A 15,873-nucleotide genomic window follows, 5' to 3' on the forward strand; every position below is an offset into this window, starting at 1 on the left:
CTGAGTAGTGGGCTTTATCAAGCTAGGCTGCCTTGCGTTCCTGTCCCCGTTTGACGAGGTACAGGGCGACTAGCCAGACCAGCGAGAGTACCAAGGCGATGGCCGTTTCCAACTGGAAGCAGAGGATTATGGCGACAATTGCCAGAAGCGCTAGTACGGCATAATCCGCGATCGGGAACCAGGGCGCCTTGAATTGACTGATTTCGGCGGCTGCTGAGCGCCGGAATTTTAAGTGGGTCAGAATAATGCTGGCCCAAATGAAGAGGAAACACGTCGTTGCCACGCTGGAGACCAAACTGAAGACCATGCTAGGAATCAGGAAGTTCAGCACGACGGCGAGGGTGATGACCAGTGCCGAGAAATTCAACGCGTTACCCGGTACTTGGTGCTTGGAAAGCTTGTTAAGACGCATCGTCAACGGTCGTTTGGCATCCTTGGTTAGTGACGAGAGCATCCGGCCCGTGGTGAAAATAGAACTGTTGCAAGCCGAAGCGGCCGCCGTAATGACCACGAAATTAATGATATCAGCGGCTGCACCAATCCCAACATTCTTAAAGACCATGACGAATGGACTTTGGTTCGGCAAGACATCTTGCCAAGGGTAGATGGCCATGATAATGAAGAGGGCCCCCACGTAGAACAGGATGATTCGCAGCGGAATATCGTTAATGGCCTTCGGTAGGACCTTTTCTGGATCGCGCGTTTCAGCTGCGGTCATCCCCACCATTTCAATACCAATAAAGCTGAAGACGACCATTTGCAGCGAGAGCAAGAACCCCGAGATCCCCTTAGGGAAGAAGCCGCCGAAAGCCACTAAATTCGTGAGGGATGCGTGGCCAACCGGCGTCTTAAATCGCATGAATAACATGACGATTCCGGCAACGATCAGGCCAATGATGGCGACAATCTTGATTAGCGCGAACCAGAATTCAACCTCGCCAAACGCCCCGACCGTAATCAGGTTGAGGCCTAGCAGAATGGCTAGCACGACCAGGCCGGGGACCCACTGCGGAACGCTGGGGAACCAGAAACGAATGTAAATGCCGATCGCCGTGATTTCCGCCATCGCGATCGTAATCCAGCAGATCCAATAGGTCCAGCCGACCACAAAGCCTAATTTTTCACCTAAATATTCCGTCACAAAGTCATCAAATGAGCGATAACTGGTATTCGAGAGAAGCAATTCACCTAGGGCCCGCATCAGTAGGAAGCAAGCGGCCCCCACGATGAGATAGCCGATTAAAATGGCCGGGCCCGCCTGCTGGATTGATTTACCAGAACCCAAGAACAGGCCAGTACCGATCGTACCGCCGATCGCGATCAACTGAACGTGCCGGTTTTTTAAATTGCGGGCTAACTCAGATGGTTCATTGGCCATGCTCACCGCCTCCTTTCGCGCTGCGGGGCTAGACTAAACTTAAGAAATCTTGAGCGTCGACACCTTGACTGGCCGCCACCGCTGCTTCCGTGAGGTGACCGGCGTAGGTGTTAATCCCGGTTAAAATGGTCGAGTTCTGCCGGGCAGCTTCCGCAAGGCCGAGGTTAGCCATGATCACGGCGTAAGGGATGGTCACGTTGGTTAACGCTGCGGTCGCCGTCTTCGGCACAGCGCCAGGAATGTTGGCAACGGCGTAGTGAACGACCCCGTCCTTAACAAACGTTGGATCGTCGTGGGTCGTCGCATGATCCGTTGTGGCGAAGATACCACCTTGGTCAACGGGGATGTCGACCACCACCGACCCCGGTTCCATCGACTGAATCATCGCTTCACTGACTAGTTTAGGCGCAGTATGGCCTGGAATCAGGACGGCACCAATCACGAGGTCGGCGTGTTTGATCGCCTGGGCCAAGTTAAATGGATTGGAAATGAGTGTTTGGACCGCGCCGCTAAATAAGTCATCAATTTCCGCTAAGCGAGCAGCGTTGATGTCCAGTAGCGTAACGTGAGCGCCGAGGCCAAGGGCAATCTTAGCCGCGTTGAAGCCCACGGTCCCGCCACCGACGATGACGACGTTACCCTTGGCGACACCGGGCACGCCGGCGAGCAGCACGCCCTTACCGCCATGATTTTCTTCAAGGAAGTGGGCGCCTAATTGTACGGCCATCCGGCCCGCCACCTCACTCATAGGTACGAGGAGTGGGAGGCCACCGTGTGCGCCCACCATGGTTTCGTAAGCGACGCCGGTAACCTTGGCGTCCAGTAAAGCTTCGGTGAGCTTGCGGTCTGGTGCGAGGTGTAGATACGTATAGAGAATGAGTCCTTCATGGAAGTAGTGATATTCCGTTGCGATCGGTTCCTTAACCTTAATGACCATGTCGCAAGACCAAGCCGCTGCGGCATCGCAAAGTTCAGCGCCAGCTTCTTGGTAGGCGGCATCAGGATAACCCGCTGCTTCTCCCGCATGAGCTTCAACGAGTACTTGGTGACCTGCGTGAACGAGACTAACAACGCCAGCTGGGGTAATCCCCACCCGATTTTCGTTGTTCTTGATCTCCTTAGGAATCCCAATTTTCATGATCATAACCCCCTTGATTAATTTTGTTTCGAGATTCAGTATAAATTTTTACACTAAATAAGCAAGGAAGGTAAGTCCCATGATGGGTAGTTTGTTTATAAGGTTAATTGTACATTTGAAGTGCAAAGTTGAACAATTTCGATGATTAAAATGATGTCGGCGCATTAAGCGGGAAATAGGGTTAATCTTCCTACCAACTACGGGGCGGACAAATTGGGATAGCACTAGGTGGCAATTGTTTGGTATACTATGCATACAGTTAAATGTGAGCGCTTTCACAGGCGGTCATTTTAATCGGATAATCAACCTTAATTTTGCTTGATACTTTGTGGTATAAAACATTTAGGAGGGTTTAGCTCATGAAACGTGGGATAGTGAGTGTGGTATTGGCAACGTCATTGGCTTTAGGTGGCGTGGTGCTGTTAGAGAATTCGCCCGGAGTCGCTAGCTGGACGCCCATGATAGTGGCTCATGCGGATACGCCGCAGTCGGGAAAATTGGGCAGCTGTGACTATACGTTGTCCGATGGGGTCTTGCACATTGGGGCGGGAACCTTGCCAGAAGCGGCCAAAGATACGGGGGTCAACCCCATGTATCCTAAAGTATCGCCCTTTTTTCCACTGATATACGGTGTTCCTACTGCAGTCAAAGCCATTTCGTTTGATGGCAAGGTGCAAACGCCGCCAGATGCGTCTTATCTTTTCATTAATCTCTCTACAAGTAATAGCGGTAAGAATCCCAGTGCCGCACCGCAGATTAGAAATTGGCAGAATTTAGACACTAGTCAGACGACAAATATGGCCGGGATGCTTAGGGATTCAGGTCAACAGACGATTGATGTCTCGGCTTTCGACACGTCGCAGGTTACGAATATGTCTGAGATGTTCAGAAGCAATGAAAACCTGACTGGTAATATTATTGGGTTGAACAGTGGAAAATTTGACACCAGCCATGTGACCAACATGACGTCCATGTTTTATGCGGTGGGAAATGATTCATTCCAGCTCACTCTAGATCTATCAGGCTTTGACGTTGGTCAGATCGAGCCGGGGGGCTTTAATGGTATGCTTAGTCCAGTGGCGAATGCTCAACTTGCGGTTAATTTTTCAAATTGGCACCCCCAAGTACCGCTGGATAGTATTTTTTCTGGCAGTCTATATGGCGATTGTCCGAGTCAATTGACATTAAACGGCAATCTCGACTTGTCTAATGCTGGGTTAGCGGAAATTTACACGGACCCGACCGAAGAAAATCCAACTTACACGGGTAACTGGGAAAATATGGACGACCGCTACCACAGTGATAAGGAAACTTATAGCTCAGCTGACTTGATGGCTAAGTATGGAAGTGATGCCAGCAAACGACCTCAGGGTAATCGGACTTATATCTGGGAGCCAGAAGTATTGCCAATTCAAGGAAAGCCCGTCACGGTCCATTATATGGATGAGGCAGGGACGACTTTGCAGGCGGACCTGATCTTAACGGGGGATGCTGAGGAACCTTACACGATTACCCCACCAGAGATTAAGGGTTACGAGTATGTTGAGGATCCGGATGTTCAGCTTACGGGAAAGTATAGTGCCACGGATTCGCGTGAGGTTACCTTAATTTACAAATTATTGCCAACGCCACCGGTTACACCAACGACGCCAGGAACATCTACCGATTCGTCGAGCGACAGTTCTAGTGAAAGTGAGACGAGTCCCGATGAAGCGAACAGCCTGCCAGTTGCGCGTAAAGATCGCGCCATTACTGCGGTGAAGAAGCTGGGCCTATACCGGACGCCAGACTTTAGTAAGAAGACCCGTCAATTCTATTACGCTAAACAAACGCGGACCAAGCGCCCTCAGTTTGTGATTACGGGCGTGGCGCAATCAAAGAATGGTACGAAACGTTATGTCGTGCGGGACGTTACGGCTAACTCTAAGCGATACGGGAAGACCGGGTATATTACGGCGCGTAAGGCCTTTACGGTGCATACTTACTATCAATCAACGCCTAAGACGGTGAAAGTGATCGGCGCGAAGGGTGTCAATGCCTATCGGAGTGTATCCTTGAAAGGGAAGGTTAAACATTACAAGCGGGGCACAGTGCTGCGGGTTAAGGCGATCAAACGACATAATTTAACCACGCGGTTACAGTTGACTAATGGTGCTTACCTGACTGCGAATAAGAACTTAATCATTCAGAAGTAGACAGAATAAGGCAAATTGTGGAACAAGTCACAATTTGTCTTATTTTGTGTCAAAAAATTCAATTAGTGGTAAAACATAAGTATAGAGATCATCACTTAGTTAGTAGATGATTAGCCGATTGAACAGTTGGCAAAATTGGGCGCTGCACGGTTGCGTTGCGGTTGTCAGGCCAATGCGGGGATGAGTTAATGTGGCAACCCCGCCGAATGACAATATCAAGCGTCAATGAATGAGCGGTTAAGTTTGTCTCGGGTACTGTGCATCAGCTACTAATACTTGTGGCCATAAATTGTTGGGGAGGTCTTGTATGATGAAGCGTGGAGTCGTTAGTTTTGCATTAACCGCAGCCTTAGTCGTTGGTGGGGTAACGGCATTAGAGAATTCACCACGGATAGCCAATTGGGCGCCGACAGTGGTCGCCCATGCGGATGACAGCAGTTTGGTTGTGGCAGAAAAGACGATGGACACTTGGTCTTGGAAGCTCACGGCGGACGGAGTCTTACATATTGGCAAAGGGACTCAGGGCGCGGTTTTGCCGGAATCTACGAATATAGAGACAAATCCCAATTGGCCTGCAAATTGGCGGAGCCCGTTTCAATCTATTCAACTAGAGGAAACGTCGACCGATATAAAAGTGATTTCCTTTGATGATAAAATGCAGACACTGCGGAATTCTGCCGCCCTGTTTAAGTTATTTACTATTAATGACAATAGTGATGATTACCCGCAATTTCGTAATTGGCAAAATATCGATACCAGTCAAACCGAGAATTTTTCTGAAATGTTCATGTCTTCTGGACAGAAAAATATTGATGTTTCTCATTTTGATACATCGAATGCGACAACGATGGAAGAAATGTTTGACGGTGTAACGGCTAAAGTTGTGGGATATGAAAACTTCGATACCAGCAAAGTCACAAATTTCCAAAGTATGTTTGCACGGTTTGGTGATGACCCCAATGGGACTATTGATCTCTCGCACTACCAGGTGAGTCAAGTCAAGGGTACCGATATAGATGATTATGGCGATACGGTTGAGCTTTACAACTTCGATGGGATGTTGGGCGGAGTGACCGCCAAGAGCATTAATATTGGTAAGTGGCAGCCTAATGCGCCACTAACAGGGATCTTTCGGGGATCTAATTCAACAAATGTAACGCAACTCACCTTGAGCCCACAAGATAATCTTACAGATTCGAAATTATTAGGTGCCGATATCAGTAATGGTGCGGATTCGAAAAAATACACCGGTAACTGGGAAAACATCAAAGACCAATACGTAGCTGGCAACAAGACAATCTACAAAACGCCCGATCTGATAGCAAAGTACAATGGTGATTCAGGGTTCGCCGGCGATGAGACTTATATCTGGGAACCAGTCGTCACGCCGGGCAAGCCGATTACGGTTAATTACGTCGATCAAGATAATCCGCAACAGATTCTTAAGACGGCTCAGTTGCAAGGTGGCCTAGGGACGGCCTATACCGTCACGCCAGCTAACATTTCCGGCTACCAGTTCGTAAAAGTCCTGGATGGTAGCTTGAAGGGAACGTACACGGCGGACCCTCAGACGGTAACGTTGGCCTATAAGAAACAAGCGCCGGTGACGCCGGGCACGAATACGGCTAGTTCGGCGACATCTTCCGCAGCCACTTCAAGTAGCGCGGTCAGTTCCTCTGAGAGCGATCAAGTGAAGCCTAAACTGCCTGCTAACAAAGACCTGGCCATCACTGCGGTGAAGAAGCTGGGCTTATACCGCACGCCGAACTTTAGTCAGAAGACGCGTCAGTTCTACTATACTAAACAGACGCGGATTAAGCGGCCGCAGTTTGTGATCACCGGGGTTGCGCAATCAAAGAACGGGACGAAGCGTTACCTGGTCCGGGACGTCACCCCTAACTCTAAGCGGTACGGTAAGACCGGCTACATCACAGCTCGAAAAGCCTTTACGGTCCACACTTACTACCAGGCCACGCCTAAGACGGTAAAGGTCATTGCCGCTAAGGGCGTCGACGCCTATCGTCATCTTGATTTGAAAGGTAATGCGAAGCACTACAAACGTGGCGCGGTCCTTCACGTGAAGAAGCTGGCGCGTTATCACCTGACGACGCGGTTACAGTTGACCAATGGTCGTTATGTCACCTCGAACAAGACCTTAATCATTCAAAAATAATAACGGGTAACCAAATAAGCCTAATTGCGAATTGGATCGCAATTAGGCTTATTTGTGTGGCTAGTTATTTTTCCTGATTCAATTCCAATAGTCGATGACGTAGCGCATCATCGTAGGCGGTCAGGTACAGACCGTACTTGCCCCGCTTGATGAGGACGTTCAGAACGTTGGCGATAAAGGCTTTGTACTCATCCCGGGTGAATTTCATATCCTTACGCTTCTTGAAGACTTCCTTGTGAGAGTACTTTTCGGGAATGACCGTCATGGTATCGGTCTGAGGATCGTAGCCAAATGAAGGGCCGATGATCATCCCCACGTAGTTCAGGTCGAAGCCTTGCAGCGTGTAGATCGTCCCGACCTGCGTAATCGAGCCCTCACGCTTGGCCCAGTGCGTCCGTTGGGGGTCCCACTCGTCCCAAGGCAGACTGAATGAGTCCATTTCTACGTTGTGGCGGCCGTCAATCCGCGGGAAACCAGAGGTGGCGACGACGCGGCTCATCCCGAATTCTTTGTTACGTTTTTTGATATTCTCAAAGAGTTCGCCAGCGGTATCGAACATTTTGAATTCGAAATCGCTGTCGTCGGGGAAGGACTTCAGTGGCTTTTCAGCCGTCAGATCGTCCATCCAGGCCACCTGATTATCACTCGCGACCATCCGGTATTGGAAGTTCATATTAAACAACTTGTGCGGATGATTACCGATAGTTTTGTAGAGTAAGTCCTTATCCCAGTACATCTTAGACTGGAAGACCTGATCGAAATCGTACACGACGACCACCACTTTGGCCAAGTTCATCAAGTCAGTCAGTTGATTTTGCCCGCGGTAATGAGCGTAGGGCTCTGATTTGGAATATAACAAGTGGGCTTCATCCACAAAAATGATGTCGTATTGCTTATGATTCTTCTGAGCGTAGTTGATGAGCGAGGTTGGCCGGCGGATGTCCTTGACCTTCATGTTCGGGATGGATTCAGCGATATCCTGATAAGCTTTGTACAATTCGGGATGGTTGACCACCAGCGAGGTCTTGTAGCGCTTGTCGGTCATGTATTGGCGTACCAATTCCATCAGAACTACGGATTTACCAGTTCCGGCGGCACCTTCGATGATGGCGACGGAAGACTGTTTGCCGGTGAGACCTTGTGTGATGTAGTCGTTGATATTGGTGATCACCGCTTTTTGATCGTCAGACAGATCGTCGACGAAAAACTGTGCTTGTAAAATTTTATTCATCTTGTAACTCCTATGCTAGTCGGTATTTTTAACGTTCACGAAAAAACTAGTATTCATTATAGCAGTTACGGGAGGCGTTATTCAGTGATTGAGGCGAATTTTGAAATGTTTCATGGGAAACAAAATTTGGGAATCAATGATTTTTAGGTCATTAGCTGGCGTGGTACCATGATTAAAATAAGTGGTGTCGGCTTGATAAAATCAAAAAATTGTAATTAGGGGTGGGCAGACGTGGCTAAAGATCAGGATTTATATGTCCAACAAGTGACGCTTGCAGCGATGGACGAGACGATGCGGTTGCTGTGTTTAACGCAGGCAAGGAAGAGTGAAACCATGTATCTTTGCTTGATCAATCGCCAAAGACAGTATTTAACTTTTCGTGTGAGCTACCATGCGGCCAAGAGTGGGTTTCTTTCGATTCCCACCTTTGCAATGGCGAAACGCCATGTCTTTGAAGACGAGTTAAATGAGTATTTTCCTAAGGCGAGTTGGCTGGACTTCCGATATGCGGATTTCTTCGTTTTGGCGGTGGTTAAACACAGTCGACGGCACCACATCCGTATTCAGATTGATGATCTCTATAGTATTTTCTCGGCAGAAAAGGAAGCTATGGTCTTTTATCAAATCCGCGCTTCGTTTAGGAATAAGCGTACCGCAGCTGGTGGATTTGATGAAGAGACGAACCAAGTGTTGCGTAAATTATTTGCTACGGGCCTAATCTCTAATTATCAAAAAGATAATCAAACGCCAGAGGTTTACATATCTGAGATAGGGATGCGCTTGCTCGACTTTTATGCCAGTGACTACCTCGAACGCTTCATGGCGGACTATCAGCGATTAGACTGGGATAATATTAGTATGCCGCAGGACAAAAAGGATCGATAATTATCGATCCTTTTTGTTATTAATAATAAGATGGAGGCAGGTTAACGTTCACCAATATTAATCACAATTTTTCCGCGAGCGTGGCCTTTCCGTGAATAATCCAGTGCTTGGTTTAGGTGATCAAAGGTGAAGACGCGGTCGATGAGGGGGCGCAAGGTTTGGCGTTCGACGAGGTTGGTCAGCAATTGTAATTCTTGACCACTGGGCCACATGAATAAGAAGTGATAGGTGGCCTGGGACTGCCGGGCCAAGCGCATGAGCCGGTGTGAGGCGAGGCCAAAGAGTGCCTGCTTCCAACGTGGTAGGCCGTAATCTTTGGCAAACTGCGCAGTTGGCAATCCAGAAATACTGACGACGTGGCCGCCGGGTTTAACCACACGAAAGGCCTGTTCTAAGGTGTGACCACCACGGGTATCAAAGACCGCGTCGTAATCGGATAAGACTTCTGCAAAATTTTCCGTGTGGTAGTCAATGACCCGGTCGGCGCCTAATGCGGTGACCAACTCAAAATTTTTACGGCTAGCGGTCGTTGCCACGAAGGCGCCCATGGATTTCGCCAATTGAATAGCTAGGGTTCCAATGCCACCAGCGCCGCCCTGAATCAACACTTTTTGGCCGGGGTGAAGGTCCATGAGGTCATGGAGCGCTTGATAGCTGGTGAGACCGACCAAGGGCAATGCGGCAGCTTGCTGGTAATCCAGATTTTGTGGTTTTAGCGCAATGTCTTCCGCATTTACGGCCAAATATTCGGCGAAGGTCCCGATACGATTTTTGCGGGGGCGCCCATAGACGGCGTCCCCGACCTTGAATTGGGTCACGTTAGGCCCCACAGCGACGACTTCGCCGGCAAAATCATTGCCGAGGGTCAAAGGCATCTGGTAGGGGAGAATCAGTTTGAGTCCGCCCGCCATGATTTTGAGGTCGAGGGGATTGATACTGGCCGCCATAATTTTGACCAACACGTCGTTGGCTTGCAGTCTGGGGAGTGATGTTGGCTGGATGACGAGCTGGTTCTGGTGATAGTGATTAATTTGTGCGGCTTGCATCGTATTTGTCATAAAAGTACGCTTCTTTCCGTCGATATTTTTAAACGAATAAGCTGAATGTTAGACCTTTGGTTTAAAAATGTCAACGATTGAATTCTGCGCTAAATGTTGAGTAAGCAAGTTTGACACGAGTTCTTCCATGTGGTTTAATGGTTTAAAATAACGAACGGATAGGTGACGGAAATTGGCGAATTTAACGAGATTAAAACATGAATTTACGCGTTCCAGTGATTTTCTCATTGCGATCGGTGATCAGACTCGCCAGAAAATCATGATTGCTCTACTGGATGAAAAAGTCATTCACCAGGGGTTACAGGTGACAGATTTGGTCGGGGTGACGGGGCTGTCGCGGCCAGCAGTTTCCCATCATTTGAAGATTCTCAAGGAAGCCAAAATTGTCGACTATCGGCGAGAGGGCACGAAAAACTTTTACTATTTGACGCATCAGACCAAGGCCATTGACCAGTTGAAGACGCTCTTAGATCACATTACGGAGGTTATGGCATGCAATCAGCAACGATGAAGAAAAAAGTTCTAATTGTGTTGACCAACACGACGCGCTACGGGAAGACCGCCGATCCAACTGGTTTATGGTTGGGTGAGGCGACCGAGTTTGCCCAGCTCGTTCAGGAAGCGGGATACCGCGTCGACTACGTCAGTCCTAACGGGGGCTTTGTCCCACTTGATCCGCGGAGCATGAAATACACTGATGAAGAAATTATGGCGTTTTACGAAACGGCAGACTTTCAGCAGCGGGCGTTAACGGCCTCCTTAGCTCCCAGTCAGGTGAATCCGGCTGACTATATCGCAATTTATTATGCAGGCGGTCATGGGGTGATGTGGGACTTTCCCGATAATCAGCCGCTGCAGCAGATTGCGGCAAGCATTTACGCCAGCGGGGGCTTTATCACGTCCGTGTGTCATGGGATTGCAGGGCTCTTGAATATTCGAACGGCGGATGGCAGTTATTTGATTGCTGGGCGTGACATCACGGGCTTTACCAAGAGTGAGGAGTAGCTAGCAGGCAAGAAGTCAGTGGTCCCATTCTTTAATCAAACGGTCGCCGAGCAGCGTGGAGCCCACTTCAAAAAACGCCGGGCCTACCGGGAGTATGCCATTCAGGACGGCCAGTTGATTACGGGGCAGAATCCCTTCTCAGCCAAGGCGGTTGCGCGGCTATTGATTCAAAATTTAGCGTAAAAAAAGGCAGCGGCGACGCTGTCTTTTTGGCTGATGGCTCATCACTTACCACCGTAGAAGTTGATCACCTTCATGCCCTTAGTAGATTTGTAAAGTGGATGATTGACCTTCTTTTTAGTCAAGATGAGAACTCTGGATTTTTTCTGATTAACGGCTGGAACATAGGCGAGTGCGTGTTGCTTGTGGTACTTGACGGGCAGAACCTGGCCGTAATAGAACGAGCGATCAGAGAGATCTAGATTAGGTTTTAAGTTGACGGCAAAATAATACCAACCATGCTGAGACTTTCTAAGGTCAATATTAGATGGGTGGTTCTGGCGGTACGCGGTTTTCCATGATTTGGCGTATTTCAAAGATCGTGCCTTGGCCTTGCCGCTGATGGCAACTTTGAATCCCTTTTTGTGAATGACTAATTTGCTGGGATGATCGTCATAAATATCTTGATAGCCATACCAAGTTCCCCGAATGGCCTTCGGTGCGGTTTGGATTGAACGGTCATGCTTCCCGAATATCCAAATATTTTTAGCGCTGGCCGACGTATTGGCTAGCCCCAGTAGACCACCCGCAACGGCCACCAGAGCAAGGGCTGATTTGCTTTTTAAATGTGTCATAAATGGTTCCCCTCCTTAATAATTTTAGTATACGAGGGCCCGTTGGTAGTTCAAATGCGGTCTGCCTTAAAGATGTAAAGAAGCAAATCACTTCTCTTCATTTTCCAACTCTCGTAGACTAGCCTTATAAGTTGTATCAGGAAGGGTGATTCAGATGAAAATTGGAATTGTGGGGTCCGGAACAGTCGGGACAATTCTGGCCCAAACATTTAGTCGAGGAGACAACCAGATCTTGCTCAGCCATGCGAGTGGTGTGGCCAGTCTGTTGAATCGACGCGCAGAATTTGCGGAAAATGTCAGCTTCGATGAGGTCACGGCGGCGTTACAACAGCCGTTGGTCATTGTAGCGGTACCATTCGAAGTAGCCCCAGCGGTGATGCATCAGGTGGCCGACTACCAGCAGCGAATTGTGGTCGATGTCACCAATCAATTTACCGCAGATTTCCAGAAGATTGACACACGGCCGTTGACGGGTAGTGAAGTGATCGCTGCCGCGGCGCCTAACGCGCGGGTGATCAAGGCATTCAATACGCTCCCCCACGAATTAATGACCGGAAAAGTTGACGGGCCTGGCCGCCGCGTCCTGTTTTATGCCGGCGATAACCGTGAGGCGAAGAAGATCTTTGCCGCGTTGGTGAAGCCCCTCAACTTCCGTCCCGTCAATCTGGGGAAACTACGACATGGCGGGAGCGTCATGCAAGTTGGTGGCGGCCTAGGACACACGGCCTTTGTCCAGTTGGATGAAAAGTATTGAGGCGGCAATGTTTCATGTGAAACATAACGATGCGTAAGGGACTGGAGAAATTGCCAGTCCCTTTTTTGCGGTTTGTCGGCTAATCACGCCTAGTTTCACGCATGCTTACAGTTGTTTGTAAAGAATCCGATTCAGACGGCCAAATTGATCGTTTCGCTGATCAATCAACTCGTAGTCGAGGTGCTCATAGAGACCGACGTGCCGGGTGACAATGTACAGTTTGTCGATGTCCGCTGCTTGAGCGGCCGTTTCTGCTTCTTGGACTAAGCGCAGACTAATCCCCTGACCGCGATAATCCGGGTTGACGTAGACGGTACTGACGAATGGAGAATAGGGGGTATCTGGGACAATATCTTCTGCCATTAGCGCGCAACAGCCCACTAGTTGGCCGTTGTCAGTCGCATAGACGACGCGTTCCCACGGCTGCCACGTTGCCGTTTGCATGAGCTTGGCTAAGTGGCCACCAGCGGGCCAGTCGATGGCACCTATCTGGCTAGCTGCGGTTGCCCATGCGGAACTTTGTGGGGTGAGTAAGTGATAAGTAATCAAGGTCAATTCCTCCTTTTTGACTTGTCTCAATTATAAGACTAATTTTCTGAAATTAGGAAGTTCACCGCCCCTTCCTAGCCCTTTTGTCAGGCGATTGGTGGGGCACCCCGTATAATCAGCTCAATCCCACTAAAAGGAGTGTGACGGGGATGAAAGTGCTGATCGTCGTTGAAAATTTAATCATGGGTGGGCTCAAACGCGTGACTACCGTCGTTGGCAACGAGTTGGCCCGGCAGATGGACGTGACCTACTATTCTTTGGCAGAAACGCCAGCATTTTATGCGTTACGTGCGCCACTGTTGGTGACATCGCAACCAATTTCACCCAGAGTCACGAACTATTTTGGTGACCGCCCACTGGAGACCTATCAGCCCCAGTTGACGGATCTCCTGCAGACGCTGACGGCGGGGCGGTATGATAGTGTTATTTTACCTGGCGGCTTGTTGATTAGTTTTGCGCCGGTCATTAAGGCGCAGTTGCCGCAACTAAATGTGATCGCTTGGATTCACAATAACTTCAAGACGTATTTTGAACAGTATTATGTCCAGATGCTGCCGGAGTTACGGGCGGGGTTGGCGGCTGCCGATACCGTCGTGGTGTTGACGGATTCCGATCTGGCTAATTATGCCCAGTTCAATCCCCACACCGTCAAAATTTATAATCCGCAAACACTAGGAGCGGCGGGACAACGCGCTGACCTGCAAAGCCATACAATTGCGTTTACGGGGCGAATTGATATTCAACATAAGGGGATTGATTATCTGCTTGAGCTGGCCCGGTGGCTACCGCGCGATTGGCAACTGACGATTGCGGGTCACGGGAAGCCGGCGGATATGGCGACCTTCAAATGGTTACAGCGAGAACTGGGGGTCAGCCACCGAATTATCTATCGCGGGGCCCTACAGGATCAGGCGTTGCGTCGCCATTATCAACGCGCCTCCATTTTCGTGATGACGTCGCGCTGGGAGGGCCTGCCCCTCGTCATGGGCGAGGCCATGGGGTTCGGACTGCCGGTAGCAGCAATGGAAAATACGGGCTCGGCCGAGTACCTGCAGCGCGGTCAGCATGGACTATTAACGGCGGCGCAAGACGTGGCGGCACTCTGGCAAGCTGTGGATCTGTTGATTGAGAATCCGATGTTGCGGCAACGCTATGCGCAGCGCTCGTTGGAACGGGCCAAGGATTTCCAAATGCCCCGCATCATTGGCCAGTGGCAACAGGTACTGACGCAATCAGCCTAGCGCAATAACAATAACAAAACACACCATCAGTCAAAAGCGACTGACGGTGTGTTTTTAGTAGAGAATGATTAAGTTCGTAGGTAACCGTGCTCCTGTTCAACGGCTTTTTGAGCAGCCAAGTTGAGGTAATTAAACGTGTCGTTGAAGTTAGGTGAGAAGAGTGTATCGAGCATGGCCAATTGGTCGATGGTCCCGCCATTTTGCATGAGGGCGGAGACGGTATTGGCCGCTTGCGAAACATCGTGCTCACACATGAGCTGAGCGCCGAGAACCTTGCGGGTATTACGATCGTAGATTAACACGACGGTAATTGGATAGGCGTTAGGCATGAAACTAGGCCGGTAAGGGGCCGTGTACGTTACGCTGGTGGCATTGAGCTTGGCTTGGCGCGTGCGGCTCATAGTTAAGCCGGTACAAGCGACCGTGTAATCAAACATTTGCATACCCGTTGTAATTTGGGTTCCAATGGTGCGTAGCCGCCGTTCGAACACATTGATACCAGCCAGTGCGCCTTGCCGAATCGCGTGGGAGACTAGCGGGGCGTAGGTGACCGTCTTAGTGGGATTGTAGTGGCTGACGGCGGAATCTCCGGCGGCTAGAATATCTGGATCGGAGGATTGCATGTAATCGTCAGTAATGATGGCGCCATTAGCGGTCATGGCGACCTGTCCTTGTAGCAGTTCCGTTTGCGGAATAATCCCGGCACTGATTGCGGCGATATCGACCTTGAGATCACCGGCTTCGGAGCTTAATAGCAGTTTGCCATCATCAGTATCCTTAAAACCGGTAACCCGCGTATCCGTCAGGACTTGGACGCCTTTATCCGTGAGCACCTTGGTAATTTTATCGGCAATCACCGGTTCGACGTATTGGTCCAACAGATCGTGGGGCTGTTGGATCAGCAGGACTTCGTGGCCCGAGGCAATGTATCCTTCGGCCAGTTCGATCCCTACGTACCCGCCCCCAATGATGGCAACTTTTTGTTTAGGGGCCGAGTACTCACAGATGTTGTTGGCCTGACTGTAAGTCTTGCAGAGTAAGACCTTAGGATTTTCGACACCCGGAATTGCGGGAATTGCTGTAATTGAGCCGGTTGCCATGATCAATTTATCGTAGGTCGTCGACGTCTTGTCCTTGGTTTTGAGGTCCTGAACCAGTAGGGTGTGGGCGTGGGCATCGATACGAATGACGTCATGATTGAGTTGTAAATCGACCCCGCGTTTGATGAAGTCTTGGGGGTCTTGATATTGAGCGTCTGAAAGGGCCCGAACAGTCCCTTTAATATGTAAATACGTGGCACATGAAAGGTAGGAAATGTTAGCCTGCCGTTCATAGACAGTCACGTCTGCTTCTGGATAATATTTAAGAATTTGCTTCACGGCGGCGATGCCGGCGTGAGTGCAACCAATAACGACGACTTTCATTTCTATAAACCCTTTCTTTTTTAACTTATTTCAGTCTTTTATAGTATA

13 protein-coding genes and 1 pseudogene are annotated in these 15,873 nt (G+C 49.5%); 7 read left to right on the top strand and 7 right to left on the bottom strand.

The genetic code is table 11. The annotated features are described in order from the left end of the window. Positions 1–22: 22 nt before the first annotated feature. Positions 23–1,378: an amino acid permease gene (locus HF569_RS00475; protein WP_168900908.1), complete on the bottom strand. Its 1,356-nt coding sequence runs from the start codon at positions 1,376–1,378 to the stop codon at positions 23–25. 28 nt (positions 1,379–1,406) lie between these two features. Then, positions 1,407–2,516 (bottom strand): alanine dehydrogenase, encoded by a 1,110-nt coding sequence (ald, locus tag HF569_RS00480; RefSeq protein ID WP_168900909.1) that lies wholly within the window; start codon positions 2,514–2,516, stop codon positions 1,407–1,409. A 359-nt stretch (positions 2,517–2,875) separates the two neighbouring features. Between ald and HF569_RS00485 the strand changes: the two genes are divergently transcribed. Together HF569_RS00485 and HF569_RS00490 are read left to right on the top strand one after the other, a co-directional pair. Continuing rightward, complete coding sequence (locus tag HF569_RS00485; protein WP_168900910.1) at positions 2,876–4,711, top strand: DUF5776 domain-containing protein; 1,836 nt, start codon at positions 2,876–2,878, stop codon at positions 4,709–4,711. A gap of 307 nt (positions 4,712–5,018) precedes the next feature. Beyond that, a complete protein-coding gene (locus tag HF569_RS00490) occupies positions 5,019–6,884 on the top strand; it encodes a DUF5776 domain-containing protein (protein ID WP_168900911.1) in 1,866 nt (621 codons plus the stop codon). A gap of 64 nt (positions 6,885–6,948) precedes the next feature. Here the strand turns inward: HF569_RS00490 and HF569_RS00495 are convergent, their stop codons facing one another. Next, positions 6,949–8,115, bottom strand: coding sequence for a DUF2075 domain-containing protein (locus tag HF569_RS00495; protein ID WP_168900912.1), 1,167 nt, complete (start codon positions 8,113–8,115; stop codon positions 6,949–6,951). Between the two features lie 231 nt (positions 8,116–8,346). Between HF569_RS00495 and HF569_RS00500 the strand changes: the two genes are divergently transcribed. Beyond that, a complete protein-coding gene (locus HF569_RS00500) occupies positions 8,347–9,000 on the top strand; it encodes a hypothetical protein (protein WP_168900913.1) in 654 nt (217 codons plus the stop codon). A 41-nt stretch (positions 9,001–9,041) separates the two neighbouring features. Here the strand turns inward: HF569_RS00500 and HF569_RS00505 are convergent, their stop codons facing one another. Continuing rightward, positions 9,042–10,058, bottom strand: a complete 1,017-nt coding sequence (locus HF569_RS00505) for an NADP-dependent oxidoreductase (RefSeq protein WP_168900914.1) — start codon at positions 10,056–10,058, stop codon at positions 9,042–9,044. Positions 10,059–10,230: 172 nt separating this feature from the next. On the opposite strand from HF569_RS00505, the gene HF569_RS00510 reads away from it, so the two are divergent. Both HF569_RS00510 and HF569_RS00515 read left to right on the top strand, forming a co-directional pair. Next, positions 10,231–10,569 (top strand): ArsR/SmtB family transcription factor, encoded by a 339-nt coding sequence (locus tag HF569_RS00510; protein ID WP_168849575.1) that lies wholly within the window; start codon positions 10,231–10,233, stop codon positions 10,567–10,569. Further along, positions 10,566–11,246, top strand: a pseudogene (locus HF569_RS00515) (type 1 glutamine amidotransferase domain-containing protein). The gene HF569_RS00510 and the pseudogene HF569_RS00515 overlap by 4 nt, the downstream one beginning before the upstream one ends. Positions 11,247–11,287: 41 nt before the next feature. On the opposite strand, the gene HF569_RS00520 reads toward HF569_RS00515, so the two are convergent. Next, a complete protein-coding gene (locus HF569_RS00520; protein ID WP_168900915.1) occupies positions 11,288–11,857 on the bottom strand; it encodes a hypothetical protein in 570 nt (189 codons plus the stop codon). Positions 11,858–12,011: 154 nt separating this feature from the next. On the opposite strand from HF569_RS00520, the gene HF569_RS00525 reads away from it, so the two are divergent. Then, the gene (locus HF569_RS00525; protein ID WP_168900916.1) at positions 12,012–12,611 is read left to right on the top strand and encodes an NADPH-dependent F420 reductase; all 600 of its coding nucleotides are present in this window, start codon (positions 12,012–12,014) and stop codon (positions 12,609–12,611) included. Between the two features lie 105 nt (positions 12,612–12,716). Here the strand turns inward: HF569_RS00525 and HF569_RS00530 are convergent, their stop codons facing one another. After that, positions 12,717–13,160 carry a GNAT family N-acetyltransferase gene (locus tag HF569_RS00530; protein WP_168900917.1) on the bottom strand — a complete coding sequence of 148 codons (444 nt, stop codon included), beginning with the start codon at positions 13,158–13,160 and terminating at the stop codon, positions 12,717–12,719. 149 nt (positions 13,161–13,309) lie between these two features. Here HF569_RS00530 and HF569_RS00535 point away from each other — a divergent pair, with 149 nt between their 5' ends. After that, a complete protein-coding gene (locus HF569_RS00535; protein WP_168900918.1) occupies positions 13,310–14,401 on the top strand; it encodes a glycosyltransferase in 1,092 nt (363 codons plus the stop codon). Positions 14,402–14,469: 68 nt separating this feature from the next. Here the strand turns inward: HF569_RS00535 and HF569_RS00540 are convergent, their stop codons facing one another. Further along, positions 14,470–15,825, bottom strand: coding sequence for an FAD-dependent oxidoreductase (locus HF569_RS00540; RefSeq protein WP_211089571.1), 1,356 nt, complete (start codon positions 15,823–15,825; stop codon positions 14,470–14,472). Between the last annotated feature and the right edge of the window lie 48 nt (positions 15,826–15,873).

The organism is Levilactobacillus tujiorum, assembly GCF_012641185.1.
GTDB classification, from domain to species: domain Bacteria; phylum Bacillota; class Bacilli; order Lactobacillales; family Lactobacillaceae; genus Levilactobacillus; species Levilactobacillus tujiorum.